At 44.3% G+C, this 24,999-nt stretch carries 14 protein-coding genes; 6 read left to right on the top strand and 8 right to left on the bottom strand.

Translation table 11 applies throughout. The annotated features are described in order from the left end of the window. Window positions 1-66: 66 nt before the first annotated feature. Window positions 67-1,038: a type I phosphomannose isomerase catalytic subunit gene (locus ACNOGP_RS17555; protein WP_007759244.1), complete on the bottom strand. Its 972-nt coding sequence runs from the start codon at window positions 1,036-1,038 to the stop codon at window positions 67-69. Between the two features lie 164 nt (window positions 1,039-1,202). Here ACNOGP_RS17555 and ACNOGP_RS17560 point away from each other — a divergent pair, with 164 nt between their 5' ends. The 5 genes from ACNOGP_RS17560 to ACNOGP_RS17580 all read left to right on the top strand — a co-directional run bounded on the left by ACNOGP_RS17560 (window position 1,203) and on the right by ACNOGP_RS17580 (window position 6,975). Continuing rightward, a complete protein-coding gene (locus tag ACNOGP_RS17560; protein ID WP_186967870.1) occupies window positions 1,203-2,297 on the top strand; it encodes an aldose epimerase family protein in 1,095 nt (364 codons plus the stop codon). 50 nt (window positions 2,298-2,347) lie between these two features. Next, window positions 2,348-3,688 carry an MFS transporter gene (locus ACNOGP_RS17565; RefSeq protein WP_007759242.1) on the top strand — a complete coding sequence of 447 codons (1,341 nt, stop codon included), beginning with the start codon at window positions 2,348-2,350 and terminating at the stop codon, window positions 3,686-3,688. Between the two features lie 38 nt (window positions 3,689-3,726). After that, window positions 3,727-4,881 (top strand): galactokinase, encoded by a 1,155-nt coding sequence (gene galK, locus ACNOGP_RS17570; protein ID WP_007753699.1) that lies wholly within the window; start codon window positions 3,727-3,729, stop codon window positions 4,879-4,881. Between the two features lie 195 nt (window positions 4,882-5,076). Next, complete coding sequence (locus tag ACNOGP_RS17575) at window positions 5,077-6,288, top strand: AAA family ATPase (protein ID WP_270539188.1); 1,212 nt, start codon at window positions 5,077-5,079, stop codon at window positions 6,286-6,288. 6 nt (window positions 6,289-6,294) lie between these two features. Further along, window positions 6,295-6,975: an RloB family protein gene (locus ACNOGP_RS17580; RefSeq protein ID WP_143864681.1), complete on the top strand. Its 681-nt coding sequence runs from the start codon at window positions 6,295-6,297 to the stop codon at window positions 6,973-6,975. A 43-nt stretch (window positions 6,976-7,018) separates the two neighbouring features. On the opposite strand, the gene ACNOGP_RS17585 is transcribed toward ACNOGP_RS17580, so the two are convergent. From ACNOGP_RS17585 to ACNOGP_RS17595, 3 genes are read right to left on the bottom strand one after another with little or no spacing between them, the layout of a single operon-like run. After that, complete coding sequence (locus ACNOGP_RS17585) at window positions 7,019-8,008, bottom strand: glycoside hydrolase family 43 protein (protein WP_143864682.1); 990 nt, start codon at window positions 8,006-8,008, stop codon at window positions 7,019-7,021. An 8-nt stretch (window positions 8,009-8,016) separates the two neighbouring features. Next, window positions 8,017-9,999, bottom strand: coding sequence for an alpha-L-arabinofuranosidase C-terminal domain-containing protein (locus ACNOGP_RS17590; RefSeq protein ID WP_418213354.1), 1,983 nt, complete (start codon window positions 9,997-9,999; stop codon window positions 8,017-8,019). Window positions 10,000-10,023: 24 nt separating this feature from the next. Next, entirely contained in the window at window positions 10,024-11,565 is a 1,542-nt protein-coding gene (locus ACNOGP_RS17595; RefSeq protein ID WP_418213355.1) for an arabinan endo-1,5-alpha-L-arabinosidase, read from the bottom strand. 156 nt (window positions 11,566-11,721) lie between these two features. On the opposite strand from ACNOGP_RS17595, the gene ACNOGP_RS17600 reads away from it, so the two are divergent. Continuing rightward, a complete protein-coding gene (locus ACNOGP_RS17600) occupies window positions 11,722-15,987 on the top strand; it encodes a two-component regulator propeller domain-containing protein (RefSeq protein WP_418213356.1) in 4,266 nt (1,421 codons plus the stop codon). 98 nt (window positions 15,988-16,085) lie between these two features. On the opposite strand, the gene ACNOGP_RS17605 is transcribed toward ACNOGP_RS17600, so the two are convergent. From ACNOGP_RS17605 to ACNOGP_RS17620, 4 genes are read right to left on the bottom strand one after another with little or no spacing between them, the layout of a single operon-like run. Further along, complete coding sequence (locus tag ACNOGP_RS17605) at window positions 16,086-18,074, bottom strand: family 43 glycosylhydrolase (RefSeq protein ID WP_418213357.1); 1,989 nt, start codon at window positions 18,072-18,074, stop codon at window positions 16,086-16,088. 25 nt (window positions 18,075-18,099) lie between these two features. Continuing rightward, complete coding sequence (locus tag ACNOGP_RS17610) at window positions 18,100-19,911, bottom strand: RagB/SusD family nutrient uptake outer membrane protein (protein WP_418214775.1); 1,812 nt, start codon at window positions 19,909-19,911, stop codon at window positions 18,100-18,102. A 17-nt stretch (window positions 19,912-19,928) separates the two neighbouring features. Further along, window positions 19,929-23,123: a SusC/RagA family TonB-linked outer membrane protein gene (locus tag ACNOGP_RS17615; RefSeq protein WP_418213358.1), complete on the bottom strand. Its 3,195-nt coding sequence runs from the start codon at window positions 23,121-23,123 to the stop codon at window positions 19,929-19,931. Window positions 23,124-23,144: 21 nt separating this feature from the next. After that, window positions 23,145-24,986 carry a RagB/SusD family nutrient uptake outer membrane protein gene (locus ACNOGP_RS17620; protein ID WP_418214776.1) on the bottom strand — a complete coding sequence of 614 codons (1,842 nt, stop codon included), beginning with the start codon at window positions 24,984-24,986 and terminating at the stop codon, window positions 23,145-23,147. Window positions 24,987-24,999 lie beyond the last annotated feature (13 nt).

Consider the following 24,999-nt stretch of genomic DNA (forward strand, 5'->3'; position numbering starts at 1 on the left):
CCCGGCTTTGCCCATTATCATAACAGAACAAAGTCGGATGACTAAATTATGGCGATTAAGTATTAATTATACGTACGTTTCCAACAGTTTCACATTACCTCCTACGGGAGTAATAGTGACATCCTGCGTCGTAGCAGGCAGCAAGATCGATTCTCCCGCATTGACTGTCAGTTCATTGCCTTCATTATCTTTCATTACGCATGATCCCTCCATACAGATAAAGATCACGAATGAGTCGAGTTCCGAATAATCGCAACTGATTTCTTCAGTCATGTCATATAAAGAAGTAGTGAAGTAAGGACAAGCCACCAATTCCACCGGCTCATCCTTCAAAGGTTCGTACTTCGTGCGATAATCATCCAATACCTCATAGTTAATGGCTTCACGGGCTAAATCAGTGTGAAGCTCACGGGTTTTACCATTCGCATCTTTACGGTTGAAGTCGTAGATACGGTAAGTGATGTCGGAAGTCTGCTGAATCTCGGCGATGAATGAACCTGCCCCGATACTGTGCACACGTCCGGCAGGAAGAAAGAACACATCACCCGGATGAATCTCGTATTCCTGCAATACGTCAGTGATCGTATTGTTCAACACACGTTCTTTATATTCTTTCGGAGTAATCTGTTCGGAAAATCCCGAACGCAACTTTGCTCCTTTGTCGGCATCTACCACATACCACATTTCTGTCTTACCCATTGAATTATGGCGTTTCTTCGCCAGTTCGTCTGTCGGGTGTACCTGGATGGACAAATCCTGTTTAGCGTCGATAAACTTGATGAGCAACGGAAATTTGTTTCCGAAACGAGCATAGTTCGCTTCTCCCACCAATTCCTCGCGATACCTTCTTACCATATCAGCCAAGGTTAAACCTTTGTCCGGGCCATTTGCCACAACGGACTCATTGTCTTCAACGCCGGAAATCTCCCAGCTTTCTCCTACTCCCTTCAAGTCAGCGTTCAGATGCTTGAACGGAATAATTTTGTCGCCCCCCCAAAGCGTCTGCTTCAGAATGGGTTCGAATTTTAATGGATACATTTTTGTTTTTCTTGTTATAAACTTAGATTAAATTCGCTCGGATTGTTTCAATCCGGGAACAAACATACGAAAAATAGTTCAAATTTTAGACTATATTTAATAGGAATATTTGTGAGTAAGAAAGAATTTCCTTTTATTTGCAGGAAATTTTAATAATACCAGACATGAATAACACATTCCCAACAGAAGGGAATCTATCAGGGCTCAGCCGGAAAGATTTCCAAAAGGAGATAAACAATAAAGAAACTGATTTATTTATCCTCAAAAACAAGAAGGGAATGGAAGTAGCTGTAACAAATTACGGATGCGCCATTCTTTCTATTATGGTACCGGATAAAAACGGTAAGTATGCCAATGTGATTCTCGGACACGACAGTATCGACCATGTAATCAACAGTCCCGAACCTTTCCTGAGTACGACTATCGGACGTTACGGCAACCGCATTGCCAAAGGAAAATTCACCTTGTTCGGCGAAGAACATGAACTCACCATCAACAACGGGCCGAACTCCCTGCATGGAGGACCTACCGGTTTCCACGCCCGCGTATGGGACGCTGTTCAGATTGATGAAGGTACAGTGCAATTCAATTATGTTTCCGCCGACGGCGAAGAGGGGTTCCCCGGTAATCTGGAAGTAGAAATGACTTACCGCCTGGATGACGAGGTGAATGCTCTGAATATTGAATATCGCGCTACAACGGACAAAGCTACAGTAGTCAATCTGACCAATCACGGTTTCTTCAATCTTGCCGGCATAGCCGCTCCCACTCCTACTGTCAACGACCATATCGTTACTATCAACGCTGATTTCTATACACCTATTGACGAAGTTTCCATCCCTACCGGAGAAATAGCCAAAGTAGAAGGTACACCGATGGATTTCCGTACTCCGCACACCGTAGGCGAACGTATCGATGATAAGTTCCAGCAATTGGTATTCGGCGCAGGATATGACCATTGCTACGTATTGAACAAGACAGAGAGCGGTTCGCTTGAGTTGGCCGCGACCTGCAAGGATCCGAAAAGCGGACGTCTCATGGAAGTATATACAACGGAAGCCGGTGTACAGCTTTATACCGGAAACTGGCTCAACGGATTCGAAGGTGCACACGGTGCTACCTTCCCTGCAAGAAGCGCTATCTGCTTTGAAGCTCAATGTTTCCCGGATACTCCGAACAAGCCTCATTTTCCATCGGCTACCTTGCTACCGGGCGATGAGTATCAACAAATCACTATTTACAAATTTTCCGTAGAATAATAATTAAAAAATAACTAACCTAATTTATAAACTAACATTTTTTTTGAACCATGACACAAGAAAAAAAGAACGGTAATCTCGTCGCAATTATCACGATGTTCTTCATCTTTGCGATGATCTCTTTCGTAACAAACCTCGCTGCTCCTTTCGGAACGATTTGGAGAAATGAATACGCAGGTTCGAACACACTAGGTATGATGGGAAATATGATGAACTTCCTTGCATATCTGTTTATGGGAATTCCGGCCGGTAACATGCTCGTTAAGATCGGTTACAAGAAGACAGCGTTGATCGCAATGGCGGTAGGTTTTCTCGGTTTGTTCACACAGTATCTCTCCAGTTTATTCGGAGCAGGTGCCGAAGTATTCGCTTTTGGTGAGTATGTTATCAAATTAAACTTTATCATCTATCTGCTTGGCGCATTCATCTGCGGTTTCTGCGTTTGTATGCTTAACACAGTGGTTAACCCTATGTTGAATCTTCTTGGTGGCGGTGGTAACAAAGGTAACCAGCTGATTCAGACAGGTGGAGCTCTTAATTCTTTGTCTGGTACATTGACTCCGCTCTTCGTCGGTGCTTTGATCGGTACAGTGACCGAAAAAACAGCCATGTCGGACGTTGCTCCTCTACTCTTTGTCGCTATGGGTGTATTTGTAGCTGCATTCATCGTTATCTCATTTGTTGCTATCCCTGAGCCACATCTGCAAAAAGGCGGAGCAAAGAAAGAAAAGTTTTCTCACAGCCCTTGGAGTTTCCGCCACACTGTATTGGGTGTAATCGGCATATTTATTTATGTAGGTATCGAAATCGGTATTCCCGGTACCCTGAACTTCTATCTTGCCGATCCGAGCGATAAAGGTGCGGGAATCCTTATGAATGGTGCTGCTATCGGTGGTGCTATCGCTGCTATCTACTGGTTACTGATGCTTGTTGGACGTACAGCAAGTAGTGCTATCAGTGGTAAGGTCTCCAGCCGTGCACAATTAATCGTTGTTTCTGCTACTGCTATCATTTTCGTATTAATCGCTATCTTCACTCCGAAAGACGTTACGGTTTCAATGCCGGGTTATACAGTAGGTGAAGGATTTATGATGGCACAAGTTCCTGTCAGTGCATTGTTCCTTGTTCTTTGTGGTCTTTGCACTTCTGTAATGTGGGGTGGTATCTTTAACCTTGCAGTAGAAGGTTTGGGGAAATATACCGCACAGGCTTCCGGTATTTTCATGATGATGGTTGTCGGTGGTGGTGTATTGCCGCTGATCCAACAGAGTATTTCTGACTCTGTAGGTTATATGGCAAGCTACTGGCTGATTATCGCTGCTCTTGCTTATCTGCTGTTCTACGGTCTGGTAGGTTGCAAGAATGTAAACAAAGATATTCCTGTGGAATAATAATATACTAATTTATTCATCTTTAAAATATCAATATCATGGATACAGAATATGTAAGAAGTCGCTTTATCAAACACTTTGACGGAACTACAGGTTTTTTATATGCTTCTCCGGGCCGTATCAACCTGATCGGTGAGCATACCGACTACAATGGCGGATTCGTTTTTCCGGGTGCAGTAGACAAAGGTATGATTGCAGAAATCAAACCGAACGGTACTGACAAAGTAAGAGCGTACTCTATCGACTTGAAAGATTATGTAGAATTCGGCTTGAACGAGGAAGATGCTCCCCGTGCAAGTTGGGCAAGATATATTTTCGGTGTTTGCCGTGAAATGATCAAACGTGGCGTTGACGTGAAAGGATTCAATACGGCTTTCGCAGGTGATGTGCCTCTAGGTGCAGGTATGTCTTCTTCTGCCGCTTTGGAAAGTACATACGCTTTCGCATTGAACGAATTGTTCGGTGACAACAAGATAGATAAATTTGAATTGGCTAAGGTAGGTCAGGCTACAGAGCATAATTATTGTGGCGTGAACTGCGGTATCATGGACCAATTCGCTTCCGTATTCGGTAAAGCCGGCAGCTTGATCCGTCTGGATTGCCGTTCATTGGAATATCAGTATTTCCCGTTCCATCCGGAAGGTTACCGTCTGGTGTTGATGGATTCAGTTGTCAAGCACGAATTGGCTTCTTCCGCTTACAACAAGCGCCGCCAAAGTTGTGAAGCTGCCGTTGCCGCTATCCAGAAGAAACATCCGCACGTAGAATTCCTGCGTGACTGTACGATGGAGATGTTAGAAGAGGCTAAAGCTGAAATCAGTGCCGAAGACTATATGCGTGCAGAATACGTAATCGAGGAAATCCAACGTGTATTGGACGTTTGCGATGCTTTGGAAAAAGATGATTACGAAACTGTAGGTAAGAAGATGTACGAAACTCATCACGGCATGAGCAAGCTGTACGAAGTAAGCTGCGAAGAACTCGACTTCCTGAACGACTGCGCTAAAGAATATGGCGTAACCGGTTCACGTGTTATGGGTGGCGGTTTCGGTGGTTGTACAATCAACCTTGTCAAGAACGAATTGTATGACAACTTCGTTGAAAAGACCAAAGCTGCGTTCAAAGCTAAATTCGGCAGAAGCCCGAAAGTGTATGATGTAGTAATCGGTGACGGTTCTCGCAGATTGGAATAAAAGACCATCCGGTTGTATCAGATAATTAAGTAGGGCGGCTTTCCGTAATGGAGAGTCGCCCTTTTATATACCAAAATCATTTATGACTGCCACATCATTCCAAAAACGAGAAAATTTCTCATTTTTGGAAAAATATATAAAACTATTCGTATCTTTGCCATGTTCTATAGAATAGATAATTTAATATAAAGCAATATGATAATCAATTTTACAGTAGGTAACTATCGTTCGTTCAGAGACAAAAAAGTTTTGAGCATGGAAGCTACCGCTATTAAAGAATTGAATGAATCGATTATAGAAAGAGACGGTTATAAATTGCTTCCATCGGCCGTTATTTATGGAGCCAACTCCAGTGGAAAAAGTAATCTATTGAAAGCGATTAGAAAATTCAGAGAAATCATCAGTACATCTTCCAAGTTGAACTCTACTGATAAATTAAATATCACCCCCTTTCTATTAAATCCACATACTGTGCAGGAACCTTCATATTTTGAAATTGAACTGCTTATAAACAAACAAATATACACGTATGGTTTCACCGCAGATAACCAAAAAGTATATGAAGAATGGTTATATGTAAAGAAAGGGAAAAACAAAAAAGAAATATGCCTATTCGGCCGGATAGAAGAAGGAATAGGAATAGGAGATGAATACAGTGAAGGAGTAGGACTGGAAGAAAAGGTGCGTGATAACGGATTGTTTTTATCAACTGTCGATTCATTCAACGGTGAAATAGCCGGTAACATTATTTCCGCAATCAATAGTATTGCAATAATATCAGGCATTAATCATGAGTCTTTGTCTACCTTTACAAATAAATTATGTACCCAAGCAACATTTAGTCTCGAATTTCAACAAAAAGTACAAGGTTTTCTAAATTCAATGAATGTAGGATTTACCAAGTTTGAAATTCCTAAAGATGAGAAACTAGCTGAGGAGATCAAAGCATACACGATACATCATTTATACAATGATGAAGGAGAAATTATCGGAGAAACCCGTTTTTCGATGAAAGAACATGAGTCATCAGGAACTAATAAATTATTTGACTTAGCGGCTTTAGTTATCGGTCAATTGGATTTTGGTTATCCGTTAATTGTGGATGAACTTGATTCCAAGCTTCATCCGTTGCTAACCCAACATATAATTAAACTTTTCAATAACCCGAAGACGAATCCTAAGGGAGCTCAACTGATTTTTGCGACTCACGACACTAATTTATTGAATGTAAAAACATTCCGTAGAGATCAGATTTGGTTTACTGAAAAAGATCATTCAGAAGCTACCGATCTCTATTCATTAGCAGAATTCAGAGAGCCGGAAGGAAATAAAATAAGGAAAGACCGGAGCTTTGAAAAAGATTATATTAACGGACGTTACGGAGCAATCCCCTATATTAAAGATTGACATACTATGAGTAAATTACTGCCGAAACATCGGTTTGAGGAAATTAAAAAAGCACAGAGACAGGCGAAGTTAGATAAAAGAAGAAAAATAGCAGTACGTAATGTATCTGTCAGTTTCCTGATCGTATGCGAAGGTGAAAGAACCGAGCCGAACTATTTCAAGGCCTTGATAAAAGACCGTTATTCAGATATTCGTGAAGTAACAATCGAAGGAAAGGGACAGGGAACAGTTAGTCTGATCAAAGAGACTATGGCTATCCGCAACAAATCAAATAAAGAGTTTGACCGAGTATGGGCTGTTTTTGACAAAGATGATTTCAACGATTTCAATGATGCAATAAGACTTGCACACAAAAATCATATTCTTTGTGCATGGTCTAATGAATCTTTCGAACTATGGTATTATCTACACTTTCAATATTTGGATACCGGCATATCTCGGGCTCAATATATTGAAAAAATAGAAAGAGAAGTCCAAAATAAGACGAATGACACAAGTTATCGATATAAAAAGAAATCCCCAGAAACATTTGACATATTGCAGCGTATAGGTAACGAATCATTAGCTATAAAATATGCCCAACGTCTAAGAGAATCCTTTTCCGGAACAGACTATGCATCGCATAAGCCTTGCACTACAGTATATGAATTGGTAGAAGAATTAACACATCCCGAGAAATTGTTATAAAACACCCTAACTTATAACTATATGGCAATAAGTATTATATTCTTTACCGCACCCCTTCCGTTGTCATCTGCATCCTTTTGATTGTACCGTCTTCATTGTAAAACAAGCGATCGATACAGACAGAACGGCGGAAACTGCCACCGAAAGGATTGATAGCACCGTTGTGGTAAACCATGTACCAATCTCCTTTGAATTCGATGATAGCCTGGTGGTTGGTATTACAGTTACCGGCAAGTTCATTCAGGAGACCTTTATATTCCCAAGGTCCGTTGATATTGCGGCTCATCGCATAACACATCTTTTCGGGAAATTCGGAAGCGTATGAGAGGTAATACCAATCCCCGCGCTTATGTATCCAGGGAGCTTCCGTATAACGGGGCAGATTAATAGGCATAATCGGACCGTCAAGTTCGATCATGTTCTTTTTCAATCGCGCATAATAACACTGCGTATTCCCCCAACATAGATATGCCTGTCCGTCATCATCAATGAAAACAGTAGGATCAATATCATCCCAAGCAATCTTGGTATATTCTGTCGTCATATCATTGGTTATCAAAGCTGAACCGCGAGCATCCTTGAAAGGTCCGACAGGCGAATCCGACACAGCCACACCGATTGACTTTCCGGGAATCGTCTTATGTTCCACCGTCACATACCAGTAAAACTTACCGTCCCGTTCAATGACCTGACTTGCCCATGCTTCCCCCTTTGCCCAACTGAAATCTTTCGCTTTCAAAGGAACGGGATGCTCCGTCCATGTCTTCAAGTCGGGAGAAGAAAAGACACACCACTCATTGATTAAATAATGCTCATTGGGAGGAGGACACTCATCGTGTCCGCCATAAATATACACTTTCCCATCATGTACCATAGCCGCGGGATCACCTACATACTTATATTTTATAATGGGGTTTCCATTCGCAACAAACGTAGTATCATTCTGCGCCGACAGCCCGGTAAAGGCTGCCAGCACAAATGATAAAACAACTAATCTAACCCCAACTAACCTTGCTTTATTAAAACGAATCATGTTATCCTTTATTTCTTCGTAAATTTATAAACAGCGAATGTGTTCGGCTCCAGCTCGGCAGAAAACACGTGGTTCTGAATAGACACGGGCATTTCCTTCGGAGTGATGGCAAAAGGCTGTTCAAGCGTATTATCCTTGTCCAAATCAAGTGAGCGAAGCTTGATGCAACGGCCGTCAGATAATACGTCTTGTTTCTTCAAGCCTTCAAATTTCAACGAAATCGGTTGAGCCGTATCGGAAGTATTGGCTACTTTTACGATAAGCTCATTCTTATTCTTGTCGTACACCGCACTGGCGAAAAGCCCGTTCTGTCCTTCAGCTCCCGTCACATTTCTCTTGTTCATGGTAAGCGGAAGAACATTGGTCCCCTTATTATGGGCAAACAACTGTTGCACATAGTAGCTTACAGTGCGTACGGAATTCAGATTGTCGAACCAGATCATGTCCGGACGCCATTGCCATCCCTCCACATGAGCGAAAAGCGGAGCGTATGTAGCCATATGGACAATATCGGCATTACGTTCCAAACCGGTCATAAAGGCAGTCTCAAGCAAGGCAGCGTGGAAATGATTCCATTTCTTACCTTTACCGTGACAAGCATATTCGCCGGCAAAGACTTTCGGACCTTTGCGGTCATAATTATCATAACGCGCACCTTGAGCCAAGAACCAGCTTTCAGGACGATAGAAATGCTCGTCTACCAAATCAGCTTTCAAGCGTTTCATTTCAGGCCACAGATAATCAAATTCTTTTCCTTCTGAATTAGGGCCGGAACTACCTACAATCTTCATATCCGGATAAGCCTTACGAATAGCCTTGATGAACGGTTCAAGACGTTCCGGATATTCTTTTCCCCATTGCTCGTTACCGATACCGATAAATTTCAGGTTGAAGGGAGCAGGATGTCCCATATCGGCACGCACCTTTCCCCATGTAGAGTTCACATCACCATTGGCGAACTCAATCAGATCGAGTGCATCCTGAATATAACCGTCCAGATCGCAAACGGCAACGTGCGCTTTCGGATCATTATTCTGGTATTGACAGGAAAGACCGCAATTCAAGATAGGAAGCGGTTCGGCACCCATTTCTTCCGATAACAGGAAGTATTCATAGAATCCCAATCCGTAACTCTGATAATAATCCGGATAGAAACGATGGGTAAAAGTGTACTGCCAACGGTTCTCGTTCAAAGGCCGGTTTTCTACCGGACCAACCGATTTCTTCCAGTCATAACGGGTATTCAAATCAGTACCTTCAACAATGCAACCACCGGGAAAACGGAAGACTCCCGGATGGATATCTGCCAAAGCCTGTGCCAAGTCCTTGCGAAGTCCGTTTTCATGTCCTTTCCACGTATCGACCGGGAAGAGAGAGATATGCTCCAGGTCCACTGTTCCTTTGGAAGTAAGGAAAATACGAAGTGTCGATTTCGGCTGGGTCATACCCGGCTTCAAGATCAGCTGGTACTTCTTCCATTCTTTCGAATCGACTGTCAAGTCAGCGGTGGCAAACGCCTGATGTTCGCCCATAGACTTGGTATCCACCAATTCAATCCGCAATGTTTCTTTTCCGTTCCCCTGTGGCAGACGTGCCCAAACAGAGAAACGATACTCCTCCCCTTTTCGGACACCGATACCAAAGAAGCCTTCGTTATCCAGTCCGGTATGTTTATGGGCATGTCCCGGATTGGAAAGACGCACATAATGCGGATTCCGTTCAAAAGGGCCGTCGTCCATCAAAGTTACTTTACCGTAAGTTTTCCATCCCATCAGGTTCTGCGGAAACTCAAACGAACGGTTCTTCACCAGTTCGGCGTACAAGCCACCGTCGGCCGCATAGTTGATGTCCTCAAAAAAGAGTCCGTACATGGTAGGCTGGATTTCCGCTCCCAGTTTCTTTGTCTGTATCACCATTTCATTGGTTTGCGCATGAAGTGCCATTCCGGCAGATAAGGCCACTATAGCCAATAAATTTGTGTATCTTCTCATGGTTTTCAATAAAAAATTATATAGTTATTCTATTCTTTTTCCCCAGACAGAACGTCCCCGACTATCGAGTCCGGTAAAGAGAATGGTTTCCGTCTCATTCTCCCAGTCGTGTCCTGCAAAGATAATCAGATTCTCTATCTTCTCCGTACCCAAATCAAGCATTAACAGATGGTTTTCGGTCAAAAAAGACCACTTCCCGCCTGTAAGGACAAACTTTCCCTCCACATCAACCATTTCACCGTTGCAAGTACCGTCTTTCAATAAATGGAAGCGGGAAGAAAGATTCCACTCCTCTTCTTTCAGTTCGCCTTCTCCCCATAGAATCTGTCCGGCTTCCAACTGACGCTCATACCTCGGTTCCTGTACCCGTATGATTTCCCACTCCCCTGCCAGATCGGCTTCGGTGAAGCGACGTGACGGTGTACCTGCATATCTTTCGGGAGAAACGACCGGCCAACCTTCCGGAGTAAAGAACAACTGGCGTAAATGCAGCACCATCAACTGATTCTGCGGAGAGAGGCGTCCCTGATGTGCCAGATAGTAATTTCCTTCCCCATCGGAGAAGACTCCGCAATGAGCCGTTCCCGCCCATCCGGGATGATTCTCAAAACGATAAGGTGCTGTCAGTATCGGGAAATTGTTGGTCGTATCCTTCACTGCTTTACCAAAATAATCGGTAAAAGGACCTTCGGCAGTCTCCGAACGGCTGACACGCAAATTGTATGTCGTCATCAAAGGGTCGTATGAAGTGAACAGATAATACTGCTTCAAACCGGGATGATAGATAATCTCCGGCGCTTCCAGATTATCTTTCCGATAATGGGCGCGGCGGGCTGTCAAATGCCCTAAGTCACCTTCGTTTACAGTCAATCCGGTTTCGGGATTCAGTTCGACACAATAGAGCCCTCCAAAAAAGGAACCGTAGTGCATCCACCATTTGCCGGTGGCATCATCAACAATCACACTCGGATCAATAGCATTCATGGCAGTGGAATCATCTGTTCTGACAACACATCCGACCTGCGTCCAAGGACCTTCAGGAGAAGCGGATTCAGCCAGGCCGATATAGGATGTTTTACGTCCGAATGCAGACACACAGTAATACAGACGGTATTTGTCTTTATAAGGAATAATATAAGGTGCCCATATATTGGTGGCCCCCTGTCCGCCTGCATGAGTTTGTACCCATTCAACCGCTTCTCCGGGTATCTCAGGGAAAGCCCACCCTAGAAATTCCCAATGTACCAGATCTTTTGAACGACGCATCTGGATGTATCCCAAAGGTACTCCCTTTTCTTGAGCTTCGCGACGGTTCTCACCGAAAATTGCGTCTGTAGAATACATATAGTAATAATCGCCCAGCTTGCGGCAGGACGGATCGTGCACATTGTATGTTCCCCATTGGCGGTAGTCTTCCATCTTAGCTACGGATAAATAGTTATCATCCCAAGGATTCGCTGAAGGGGTCGGTTTAAATACAGCAGTGGTACAGCTCGCGAACAAGCTGCCTGCTAATAAAAAAACGGGCAAAAACAAGTTTTTCATAACATCAGTGTATTTGTTCATCAATCATGGTACAAAAATACGCCCCGTTACACTAATCACAGGTGGACATACGAACACGATTGGTGGACAATACTGCAATCTGCTGAAAAGAAGCCCCCTTCTGTTTTCTCGATTTGAGATTATCTTTTAACTTTGCTCCTATTAATACGTACTTATATGAAAAAACACCTATTCATATTGTTTTTTATCTATCCTGTTCTCTGGATAACAGGTCAAAACCGGACACAAGCACAGGAACGTTTTGCCGACCGATACAATATCACTTATATCACCATGAACGAAGGGTTGCCTCATAACTTTGTCGACGATGTGTATAAGGACAGTCGTGGTTTTCTCTGGATATCCACTGCCGGAGGAGGGCTCTCACGTTTCGACGGTTATGAGTTCGTCCATTACAACGCGAGCACTTCCCATTGTAAGCTGAAGAGTAACTTCATCCGCAAAGTGTGTGAAGACGCATTCCAACGCCTTTGGATTATCTCCGAAGGAGGTACGGATATCATTGACTTGTCTACGCTAAAGCCTGTCATTCCCCGCAATCCTCAGGGGATACTTTTTAAGATTCTGAAATCACCGGCCACCCATGTCATCACAGACAGTCAAGGATGTATCTGGCTGCATTGCGCCAACGAGCTGCACCGCATCGAGTTCAACGAAAAAGGAGAAGTGAAAACGATTTCCACACTTAGCCCCGTCGTTCCGAATGGACCCGACATTGCTTTGCAGGATATTGATGAAGACGGAAATATATGGATGGGAGTCAATGGGAAAATACACAAGATATCCTTGAACCAACAAGGAGAACTGACAATGGGCTCTATCGCCGAATGTCTGACTTTTGAAGCGGGAACGTATATTTCCGATTTCCTCATGAAGGAAAACGAGGTATGGATTTCCACCGATCGGGGATTGTTCCGTTATAACAAAAACGGAAATGTAGTGAAACAGTATCAACACGATTCAACCAATCCCTATTCCCTTTCCCAGAATTATCTGACGGATCTGGCCATCACTAACGACAAGCAACTGCTGGTGGCAACCCTTCGTGGAATCAACATTTACAATCCGATAACGGATGACTTTGAACGTATCGCCTATGATCTTCCGGGAAATGATTCCAATTCGCTAAACAGTAATTTTATCAATTGCATACTGGCGGAGGAAGACCATATATGGTTCGGCACGGAAACCGGAGGAATCAACCTATTGAATCCCCGACGGTTGTCCATACGCAGCTACCGGCATGATAAAGAGAACTTGTCAAGTCTCTCTTGCAATCCGGTAAATGCCGTTTATGAGGACAAGTATGGTACTTTATGGGTGGGAACGGTAGAAGGCGGACTGAACAGGAAGGAACCGGGCAGCGAACGTTTCACTCACTATACACGTGAACGCGGGGGATTGAGCCATAACTCTGTCAGTGCATTGACAGCCGATCGGAACAACCGTCTCTGGGTTGGAACCTGGGGAGGTGGCATCAATTGGCTTGACCTGAAAACACCACAATCTGTACAGAAGGTGATTTCCTCACAGACCAGCAACGGGTTTCCTGTCGACTTTATTGGCGCACTAGCCTACGATTCGATTAATAACGGAGTATGGATAGGCGCCAACCAAGGTCTTTATTTTTATGACATAGCGAAGGAAGAACTTGTTTCTCCTCTAGCCGGGCAGGCTGCCGCAAATGTACACGGCTGCATCGGTTCCATCATCGACAGAGATGGCAAGTTGTGGATAGGCTGTCTGGAAGGAGTTTATATTGTCGACCTTCACTCCCGGTCGGCAGAAGGAGAATTCCAATACAGACATTTGAATTATAAACTGGACGACCCGGACTCCCGTCTGATAGAGAAAATCACTTGTTTTTATGAAGCAAAGGACGGCACTCTGTGGCTGGGAAGTAACGGGTTCGGCATTTATAAACGGATCATCAACCCAGAAGGGAAAGAAAAATTCTTCTCCTATAATACGACACACGGACTGCCCAATAACAGTGTGCGGGGAATATTGGAAGACAATAACGGAAATATATGGATAGGAACCAACTATGGTTTATCCTGCTATCATCCGGTAGAAAACCGTTTTATCAATTACACGAAATATGACGGTTTGATCGACACCCAGTTTTATTGGAATGCTTCCTGCCGTTCATCACACGACTTGCTATATTTCGGCAGCGTAGGCGGGTTGGTTGCCATTGAGAACAATCGTCCATCCATGCCCGTAACTCCCGTCAAAGTACGCTTTACCCGTCTGAGAATAGGTAATGAGGAGATACTGCCCGGAAATGAATATTTACCGCAGAATATTGCTACTACTACGGAGTTAAAGCTACATGAGAAAGAAAAATCCTTTTCTCTGGAGTTCTCCGCACTTAACTTTGAATCGGGCAATGCGGCGGTTTACAGTTACCGGCTGGTGGGATTCGACGATAAATGGGTACAGGTGCCCGGCAACCGACGCTTCGCCAGCTACACCAATCTGCCTCCGGGAAAGTATACGTTGCAGGTAAAGTACACACCCGACGGAGAAAGTGAGGGAGCAAACATCACGGAGCTGAAAATAACAATCATTCCTTACTTCTATAAAAGTGTCTGGTTTATCCTGTCGGTCATCGTCCTTATCGTCATAGGAACATGGCAATTCTATCAATGGAGAATCCGTACATTGAAACGTCAGAAAGAGTATCTGCATCGCACTGTGGAAGAACGTACCCACGAGTTGGAACAACAAAAGCAGCTTCTGGAAAATCAGACGGAAGAACTTTCACGGCAGAACCGGATGCTGACACAGCAGAATGAGAAAATCACCAGGCAGAAAGCGCAGCTTGTCCGTATGTCGCGCAAGGTGCAGGAGCTGACACTGGATAAGATTTCTTTCTTTACCAATATCACTCACGAGTTCCGTACTCCGATCACATTGATTATCGGACCGATCGAGCGTGCATTGAAGTTGAGTTATAATCCGCAGGTAATCGAGCAGTTGAATTTTGTGGAACGCAACTCCAAATATTTATTATCCCTGGTCAATCAGCTTATGGACTTTCGGAAAGTGGAATCCGGGAAACTGGAGATTGTAAAGACACGAGGAAATTTCCTTAAATTCATAGATTCACTGGTCACTCCTTTCGAGGTATTCGCAGGAGAACGGAATATAGTGTTGAGACGTTACTACCGAATGGAAACACCGGAGATTCTGTATGACGAAGAGGCGATGCACAAAGTGATAACGAACCTGTTGAGCAATGCCATCAAGTTTACACCGAACGGAGGGACGGTATCACTTTATATCTCTGCGCTCACTGCGGCAGACGGACAGAAGAAAATATATATCTGCGTAAAGGATACGGGGGCGGGTATACCGGAGGAGGATCTTAACCGAATTTTCAATCGGTTCTACCAATCACAGAACCAAGTAAAATATCCGGTCTACGGTCAGGCAGGTACAGGTATCGGACTTTATCTCTGCAAACGGATCGTACAGATGCACGGCGGGGAGATAAAGGCTCTCAATAACCGTCATGCCGGTTGTTCGTTCCGCATTCTTCTCCCCTTGCAGCAGGAAAGCGAAACGGATGGCAAGACAATCATTATCGATCATAACGATGCGGAAACGGTTCCTGTGCAATCTTCCGACACTCCCAAAGAGAAAGAGGCTCTGACGATTCTGATTGTGGAGGATAATCCGGATATGAGGGGCTATATACGTTCCATCCTCCGCGAACAATATCATGTACTGGAAGCCGCGAACGGAGAAGAGGCTTTGCATATTCTCAGCAGCAATCCGGTAGATTTCATTATCAGTGATCTGATGATGCCTGTCATGGACGGTATCGAGCTTTCGCGACGGGTAAAGGAGACATTTGCCATTTCGCATATACCTTTCCTCATGCTGACGGCTAAGACCTCACAGGAGGCAAGACTGGAAAGTTATCGTATGGGCGTGGACGAGTATCTGCTGAAACCTTTTGACGAAACGTTGTTGCTTACACGCATTCAGAACATTCTGGAAAACCGGAAACGGTATCAGCGTAAGTTTACGCTGGATATGGATGTGGATGTACTGAATATGGAAGAGGAGTCCGGCGATAAGAAATTCCTGAACCAGGTAATGGAGGTTATCAAAGAAAACTATAAAAACTCATATTTTGAGGTCAGCGATTTCTGCGAAGCGGTAGGCGTAAGCAAAAGTCTGATGAATAAAAAGTTGCAGAGCCTCATCGGCCAGTCTGCCGGACAGTTCATACGGAATTATCGTCTGAACATAGCAAGGGAGCTGATTCTGAAAAACAGAGAAACCAAGAATATGAATATTGCGGAAGTTGCCTACGAGGTAGGATTCAATGATCCGAAGTACTTCACACGGTGCTTCACGAAACAGTTCAATGTGACGCCGAGCGGGTTGATGAATCATGAAGAATAAAAAAATAAGATGAAAGTGTGCCAAAACGCGGATTAACGCAAATTATTATTCATTATGACACACCTTCATTCTATTTTCTCCAATCTTACTTTCTGAGCTTACTTAAGCCTCTTCATCCAGTTTGTTTTCCAATTGCCGCTTGAATCTTTGTAATAACCGGCACCTACAACAGTCGCTATACGGGGAGTTGCTTCCCAATCGACCTCACGCTGCAAATAAATCCGAATATTACCATCATTCAATGACAATACCTGTTGTGATGCATCATACGTCCATGACATATTTTTCCAAAAACCTGTACTTGTGGTCAATTTATGATTCGCACCTAACGTTAAAGTCAGAGAAGTGAATTGCTGACCGTTATGATTTCCATCCAACTGCATAAATTCCCAATCACCGATCAATTCTTCTTCTGATATCGTTAAGTCTTGAGGAACATTTCCATAACGTTCCGGCATGACGACAGGCCAATCATTCATCGCATCATTTTTCTCTCCCATTGTCCAACGGATACTGCGAACGTGTCCCATCATCACAGCGTTGGAAGAATTTATACCGGGAATGTCTTTGGGCAAACGTCCTTGAGAAGAATAAAACCAATTATCCTGTCCATCATCAAAAATAGCGCAGTGAGAAATACCTACCCAACCATAACTATTATCAAATTTGTATGGATGGGTCACTACCGGATAAGCCTCCTTACCATTTGTCACTTCTGTCCCCGTGATATCCTTATAAGGACCATCAGGATTCTCGGAGCGGACAACACGCGTATTATATTCCACATCCAAAGCACCATAAGCCAAAAACAGATAGTAATAGTCCCCTCTCTTGACAATCTCCGGTCCTTCAGAACCCTGCCAACGGTTGTTCGGCGCTCTCGAAGCTATACGCTTGCCATAGTTGTTTACCGTATATTGTCCGGACAACGCCCAAGGTGCAGGGGGATTCGCTCCTTCCAAAGCATCTACCTTGCCTGTTTCCGGGTTTACCTTTACTGCTGCGATACCGCTATGCCATGAACCGTAAATCAGCCAATGGGTTCCGGCTGTATCAACAATGTAAGTGGGGTCGATAGCATTAAAATAAAAATAAGCATTCTGATAGTTGCCATTATTACCCCAATAATCATCCATCGCCTTATCTGAGGAGGAGCAAACCACCATTCCCTTATCTTCCCATACATTAGAAGCCGGATCACGAGTTTCCATCAGTCCGATAAAAGCACGTTCACCCCATGAACCATCTTTGTTAGCTTCTACGCTAGGACGACCGTTGGCTATGAAATTATCTATCACAATACTGTAATACATCCGGTAAACTCCATTTCCCATATTTCTGACCACAGGCGCCCAGAAACCATACTGCGGTTGCGTGACAGGATCAAGCCCCATCTGCTCCCGATAGGCATTCAGCTTCTCCAAAACCCAAGAAGGAGCGGCATTCATTGTAGCGCCCATATATTCCCAATTGACAAGGTCTTTAGAACGGCGGGCATGGAAGTGACCGTGAGCAGCGTGTGCATTTCCGTAAGAAGCGTCAGTCTGATACATATAATAATATCCGTCACCGGCTTTCATAACCGTAGGGTCATGAACATTTGCCAGATTCCAACGGGAACGTTGTGTCCAAGATGAAATATTCGTATAGTCGTCATCATAATCGGGAGCAACGTAATCCGCCAGCTTATCCGCAGCAGTAGAACCTTGTGTCGTAAAAGAAGCCTCTTCCGAATAAACAGGTTCCCCACTATATGCCGTAGCAAACGCACGTACATAATAAGTAGTTTGTTCTTCCAGCCCTGTCAGTTCGGATTCTAATACAGTGCTCTCCCCCTGCACTTCCAACAAATTATCCCGGAGGTCGGGAGTAGGAACCGTACTATAACAGAACCCTTTCTTCAGAATGGAAGTAGAAGAGCCCTCAATTTCCACTTTCAACTTCGCCGAATAATAGGTGACATCGGGAACCGTAACATTGCCTACGGTAATGCCATCTGTATTGCCTCCCAAGGCTTTATCATCATCGCTGCACGCCCCACATGAGAACATACAAACGAAACTTAAAATATTCAATATATTTTTCATAATGAATTCACATTTTTATTCGTTTTCAATTATTAGATGAGCTTTCTACAGACCATCCCGGATTCTGTCCCAATGCCGGTGCCATCTTCACATCTGCATCGGGTATCGGGAAGTAATAGTTTTTCGGGACATTGAATACACGTGTCTCAATCTGACCGCCATTCTGTGCCGCACGGGCAGGACCATAAGTATATACAGGCTCCGGTAAAGTGCCGCTCACTTCTACCCCATACAAGTTGAGCAGCTGCTCATAGCGGGGTTTATTCAATTCATTTTCGGCAGTCACTCCGTCATAAGCCCTCCAACGACGCAAGTCGAACATACGATGATCTTCAAAACTCAGTTCGATACGACGTTCATTACGGATTCTCTTACGCAATTCCGTTTGGTCGTAACCGTCATAATCGGGCATACCGACACGTTGTCTGATTTCATTTACATATCCTTCCGCCTTAGTCAATTCGTTCATCTCACAATAAGCTTCGGCTGCATTCAGCAGTATTTCCGAATAACGGAAGATAGTCCACGAATGAGGATAATTAATCGGATTCTGGCAAGATATATTATTCACAAACTTTTTGACATAGTATCCGGTACAAGTTCCTCCTAGAGACGCTGCATAATCCGCTCCGCCCACTGTACGTACATCTACCTGCCGACTCTCGTTGTCATTTTCATTTCCCCAAACAGAGCCTTGATGGAATACAATCTGATCCAGACGCGGGTCACGGTTAGCATACGGATTATCTTCATCATATCTGGAACCACCTTCATCGATCCGTTTACCATTTGCCATTTCAAAACAATCTACAAAATTCTGCGTAGGATTGGTACGCCCCGTTCCTGAAAAACTTCCCGTGAACCCAACGGGCAGAAAGACCTGTTCGATACGGTTTGTCCACCAAAGAGATCGGGAAAGAATGATTTCATTATTGTTGACCGGATTGGCTACGGAACCGGCATAATATGCATTATCAGCCGCATCAGAGGCATATAAAGCATAAGGAATGGACTGTTGGGTATTTCTAGTCATAAAATCCACTGCCGCATCGGCAGCTTCTTTCCACCAAGCCGTTTTTCCTTCCGGGTTATTCAGTTTGGAAGCTTTGTACAACAATGCTCTCGATTTCAGCGCATAGGCAGTGGCACCGTTGACACGCCCCCAATTCACCGATTCATCACTGTAACGGAAGGGGAGTTCATCTTTTACCAGATCACACTGATCCGCCACCCACTGCAACACATCGGCTGCCGGTTTGCGGGGTTGGTTCATCACCCCATAATCGTCTTTATCGAATATTATCGGTTCTCCGTTCTCATCTTCCGCCACTATCAACATATCACCAAACCAGCATACCAAATCGAAATGAAAAATGGCACGAAGCAGAATAGCCTCATTACAGTAGCGGTCGTACAAATGATTGTCGTCACCATCCAAATCACTGTTGCCTACAACCTCAGCTTTCAGATTCTTCAGAAATGTGTTGCACTTACGGATACCGGCGAAGTTTACATTCCACTGCCCCAACAATGGATGGTCTTTGGCAGTGTAAGAGTCAGTAGCTATTTTAGTATAATAGTGTAATCCCCAATAGGATGTCGCATTGTCCGTCATACAATCTCTGGACGCATCAAGGAACTGTGCATCCGTGAACGGAGCCAGTCCGTCGGGCAGACTGGCATAAATGTTACTCAGAAACTGACGGCTCAATGTTTCGTTATTAAACACTTTGTCCACAGTCAGGGTAGCGTCATATTCTTTATCGAGGAAGTCACTACAAGACGTTCCCGAAAGCAACAACATCCCCGTCATGATGTGTGATATATATTTTCTAATTTTCATACGATACACTTTTAAAATCCAACATTAATACCAAAGGTGAACGATTTAGTCTTCGGATAAGCCCAAATATAGTTGGTAGGGTTCTCCGGATCGAAACCGTCCGGCAGATGACTCCAGCTACACAGATTATAGCCGCTGAAGTAAATACGGCATTTGGTCAGATTCGCCTTTGCTATCCACTGTTTTGGCAGAGAATAACCAACCTCAACATTGCGCAAAGACAGAAAATCTCCATTGACTACCCAGATATCCGACTCATTGTACGGATAGTTACGGTCGATGTTGCTGAACGAATTGGACAGACGAGGATATTTTGCATTAATATTTCTCGGATCTGTCGGATCATCGGTATAATATCCCCATGTGGAAGTTACAGCATGAGTAGAAGTTCCTCCCCAGCCAAATCCGTTATCCATATTCTCACGACATCCGATCGTACGGTTCAGATATGCCGTAAAGACAGCGCGCGCATCAAATCCCTTCCATTCGAAACCTACATTCAAAGTCGGAATCAATTCCGGAATCTTAGTATACCCCATCGGCATTTTATCATAAGTATCAATGATGCGGTCACCGTTCACATCCTTAAACACTGCATTACCCAATTTGTACACACCGGCGGAATGATACGGATACTTCTCGGGATGATCAATGGCGTCCTGATGGGAAGTCGGAATCAAACTCGGATCACTTGCCCACTGTTCCCATTGCAACAACTGGCTTTGGTTGATGCGATTTCCAGTTTTCCGTTGATAACCATAATCCACCGCCGTTTCATCCATATCGGTAATTTTATTCGTGTTCCAAGTTAACATACCTTGAATATGGTAAGTTAAATCACCTATCTTATTCGTATGTCCCAAAGTAATCTCCACACCTTTCGTTTCCGCTTTTCCATAGGAATCCTGCGGAACGGCAACACCAAACATACCGGTCGGAGTAGTAGAACGGGTAATGAGAATATTGGAACGCCATTCTTTGAACACATCAATCTGTCCATACAACTTCTTATTCCAAAGATCAAAATCAACTCCGAAGTTTACCATATCAGATATTTCCCATTTGATATTCCTGTTACCTACCAATGATTCATAAACACCTTCATCGTATGCTTGTCCCGTTCCGAAGCTATAGCCACCTCCTTGTGCATAAGCACCTTGATAAGGATAGCGTACGGCAGGCACTCCTCCGTCACTGGTAGTATAGATATTCGACATACCCGCCCGGCCGTAAGAAAGACGGAACTTCAATAACTTCACCGCATCATTCTTGAACCAAGGCTCTTCCGATAGAATCCATCCGGCAGAACCACCCGGGAACAGTCCATAACGGTCGCCCGGAGCAAAATTATCACATCCCATATAGGAGAGATTTCCGGACAAGATGTAACGATTATCATAAACGTATGTGGCTTGCGCATTATATGACAAATAACGGTTGGAAGAGTACTGACCACGTACCACATTCTGATAAGTACGGATAAACGCTTTAGCATCCAGCCAATGTTTCCGATTGAACACATTCTGATAAGAGAAACCTCCGTTAAGATTTATGTTGTAGTAATAGTCACGTGGAGATGTCGTGGGATTAGGTAGAGATACGGATGTACGCATACGTTTGTACGAGTAATCATCTACACTGTTTACTTCATCACGGAAGTTGTAATAGAACCCGTCCACATCGGCACGCTGTACTTGTTGGAACGTCTCGTACGAGTCAAAACTAAAAGTAAGGTTGGCTTTCAGCCCTTCCACCAATGCACCTAAATCACCGTTGGCGGTAATCGTTGTATAAAGGTTACGACGACGGTTTTTCTCAATTCCACGTCCGGCAATCTGGGCAGCTCCGTTTTTCGCGTCGCTATCTGTCGGGAAAAAGAAACTTCCGTTCGGTGTGTACACCGGATAGATAGGCAGGTTCTCACCGCCTCCCCAAGTAAACAAAGCATACGTATCAATACCCGGCTGACTGATATTATCAATACGGCCACCCAAATCCATGGAAACATTCAGAAACTTAGTCACGTCAATATCGATATTGGAACGCAGATTATAGCGGTTCAACACGTGCTGTGTGCTATAACCGTCATTATAATTTGTCCATTCGGTATCGTACATGCCTTCCTGACGAAGATAGGAAAAGGATACATAATACCGTGCACGGGCGTTTCCCCCGCTTACTTGCAGGTTGGTTCGATATTGGGGAGCAACATCCCTCAACATTGTATCATACCAGTTAGTATTGAAGTATTTGTACTGCTCCATACCCGTCAGCTTTTCTCCATTGGACACACGACGGTACATCTCGATATCATGTGCAGAGAATTCAGGTGCCAATCCGTCCAGATAGTTAGCCTGATTTTTCGTCATGGCATAATTATAGGAATTCTGACTTTCCGGAAGTCCCGAAAGAGTCTGAAAACCTACCTCTTGGGTAAAATCGATCTTTGTACGTCCGGCTTCCCCACGCTTCGTTGTCACGATGATAGCCCCATTCGCTCCTTTCATACCGTAAATAGCTGCGGCCGCCGCATCTTTCAATACCGTGATCGACTCAATGGGATAAGCATCCAGAAAAGACAAGTCGCGCTCTACATTATCGACAATGACCAAGGGTTTCTCCGCTATCTGACCGTCATTGGCCAGGTTATTGTTCATAGTACGAAGACCGCGAATATAAAACAATGTTTCACTCCATCCCGGCTCTGAGTTCTTTTCATACGTTTCAACTCCGGTGAGTGTAGAAGTAAACGCATTCTGCAAAACTGTGACCGGATGTTTCTGAAGTTCCTCGCCTGTGACGGTAGAAACAGCTTCGGTCATAAACTTCACCGGTTTGCGGCCAAAAGGCACAGGAGCCGTATGCGCATAAACATCCAGGTCATCTTTCAGCACCATCATAAAGTTACCATCAAAAGCAGCGATGGCAGTAGCTGGCAAATAGCCCACACAAGAGGCATAGATTTCATCAGCTGGAGCGACCTTCTTCAGACTGAAATATCCGTCTTTATCAGTCAGTGCGACACGGCTGCCTTCAAGCACATTGACAACAGCCCCCACAATCGGATTACCTTCCACATCGACTACCCTACCCTTCAATACGGATTCCTGTGCCCAAGCAAAGGCGGACAGAGAGCCTAACAGGGTAATGACCAACATTCTATGCAACCCTGTACGTATCTTTTTATAGTTTACTATTCTATACATATTCGTTATGTCTTTTATTGATTACCAACCCGGATTATTCTCAATGCCTGTTTTCCAGACCTCTGCTTCCGGTATCGGATAGAGATACATCTTTTCTTCAAACACACGGTTACCGACAACCTTACGCGTATATTTCAGTTGACCTCTTTCCTGAGTGACCTCTACACCGTAAATATCGCGCGCCAATGCTTTTTCCGCTACATTCCAACGACGCAAATCCCAAGCACGATGATCCTCAAAAGCCAACTCCACTGTACGTTCCTTCCGGATAAAATGAAGTGCAGCTTCCTGCTCCTTCAAATCAGCACGTTCTGTCAATTTCAGACTTAATCCCACCCGGTCACGCAAAGGCTGGATAGCCTGCAAGGCTTCGGGAACCTTACCTGACTCACACAATGCTTCCGCATAGTTCAACAGAATCTCCGCATACCGGAAGATAATCCAATTTCTATATTCAACACCGGCATGATTGTTCGTCAAGATATTCTCCGGCATATATTTGCGGACATAGTATCCTGTCGGAGTAGCATTCGCATTTCCTGTCGGATTGTCCCGATGACCTTTGATAACATCAATAATGCCACTTCCCCAAGTACAGCCATGATAAAGGATGGACGCATTCAGACGCGGGTCACGGCTGCTACAAGGATTATTATCATTGTAACGGCTTCCTGCAACAATGCCGCTAGGTTTTAATGTTGCCTTATCATAAACCGGAGCACCGGTCTCGTCATATTCCGTAAAAGGAGACGAACCATCCAGCATATCGTACATATCAATCAAATTTTGAGACGGGCACAGTCCTCCGTTTCCTCCCTCTCCCACCGGAGTATCATTTGCAATAGCAGCCCAACCGGCAACCGCATCATTTCTCCAGAAGATTATTTCGGGGTTCTTTCCCTGATCCGTCGCAGTAGTCAGGATAGCATTCTGATAATTCAATTTCGGTATATCCGCATCTCCTGTACCACGATACAAAGAGTATTTATTGTCTTTCTGACCATCACTACCGAATTTGTCGATAAAGAGTTTGGCAAGGTCGGCCGCATTTTGCCAAGTTACATCGGTCTGACCGGCAAAACGCTTGCTTGCCATATACAACTCAATACGGCTCGCCAACGCCAATGCGGCAGGTTGAGTGATACGTCCACCTAGATTGGCAAGGTCTTTTCTTACCTCATCCAATGAAAGCAGATCGGGCATACAGCCGCCGGGAGTTCCATTCGTAACTTCCACACCACCAATCAACTCTTTCAATATGAAATCCTGAACAAACTCTTTCACAGTGGGACGCTCCTTATAATCTGTAATCAAATCACCATCGGGATCGAGTACTTCCGTGATAACGGGAATCGCTCCGTATCTCAGGAATAACTCCCAATGGAAATAGGCACGGAAAAAACGGGCTTCCGCTTTATAGACTCGTAAATCTCTCTCATAATTCTCCTGAGTATCATCTGATGACTTAGGAACCTGATTGATGCGTGCCAACAGCATATTGCATTTGCGGATACCCCGATAATAAGTCTCCCACGTATCCGTCAATTCGTTGGAAGCTCCGGAGGTATAGTAATTTCCGATATTGAAGCTGACACGCGTTCCTCCATAAGAATAGCTGGTATGCGCCAAATCGGTAGCCGCATCCATCCACGAACTGTTGATACGACACGCACCGTGACGGAGAAAATTGTATGTATCAAAATGAAACTGCTCGGTATTGGTCCATGAGCTGAACACTTCATCTTCCGACAACTCGTTGCTGGGTTGTTTATCCAAAAATCCGCCGAACATATCCTCGCAGGAAGTCAAAGAAGCTCCCGTTATGGCAGTAGCCAGAAATGTATATAAGATTGTTTTCTTTATTTTCATAAGGCAA

This window comes from Bacteroides difficilis, assembly GCF_048319815.1.
GTDB classification, from domain to species: domain Bacteria; phylum Bacteroidota; class Bacteroidia; order Bacteroidales; family Bacteroidaceae; genus Bacteroides; species Bacteroides zhangwenhongii.

What these genes read in the sequence shown, in the direction of transcription:
- ACNOGP_RS17565 (WP_007759242.1), top strand. Translation starts at nt 2,348, where the DNA reads ATGACACAAGAAAAAAAGAACGGTAATCTCGTCGCAATTATCACGATG.
- galK (WP_007753699.1), top strand. Translation starts at nt 3,727, where the DNA reads ATGGATACAGAATATGTAAGAAGTCGCTTTATCAAACACTTTGACGGA.
- ACNOGP_RS17575 (WP_270539188.1), top strand. Translation starts at nt 5,077, where the DNA reads ATGATAATCAATTTTACAGTAGGTAACTATCGTTCGTTCAGAGACAAA.
- ACNOGP_RS17580 (WP_143864681.1), top strand. Translation starts at nt 6,295, where the DNA reads ATGAGTAAATTACTGCCGAAACATCGGTTTGAGGAAATTAAAAAAGCA.
- ACNOGP_RS17615 (WP_418213358.1), bottom strand. Translation starts at nt 23,123, where the DNA reads ATGTATAGAATAGTAAACTATAAAAAGATACGTACAGGGTTGCATAGA.
- ACNOGP_RS17560 (WP_186967870.1), top strand. Translation starts at nt 1,203, where the DNA reads ATGAATAACACATTCCCAACAGAAGGGAATCTATCAGGGCTCAGCCGG.
- ACNOGP_RS17590 (WP_418213354.1), bottom strand. Translation starts at nt 9,999, where the DNA reads ATGAGAAGATACACAAATTTATTGGCTATAGTGGCCTTATCTGCCGGA.
- ACNOGP_RS17585 (WP_143864682.1), bottom strand. Translation starts at nt 8,008, where the DNA reads ATGATTCGTTTTAATAAAGCAAGGTTAGTTGGGGTTAGATTAGTTGTT.
- ACNOGP_RS17595 (WP_418213355.1), bottom strand. Translation starts at nt 11,565, where the DNA reads ATGAACAAATACACTGATGTTATGAAAAACTTGTTTTTGCCCGTTTTT.
- ACNOGP_RS17600 (WP_418213356.1), top strand. Translation starts at nt 11,722, where the DNA reads ATGAAAAAACACCTATTCATATTGTTTTTTATCTATCCTGTTCTCTGG.
- ACNOGP_RS17605 (WP_418213357.1), bottom strand. Translation starts at nt 18,074, where the DNA reads ATGAAAAATATATTGAATATTTTAAGTTTCGTTTGTATGTTCTCATGT.
- ACNOGP_RS17555 (WP_007759244.1), bottom strand. Translation starts at nt 1,038, where the DNA reads ATGTATCCATTAAAATTCGAACCCATTCTGAAGCAGACGCTTTGGGGG.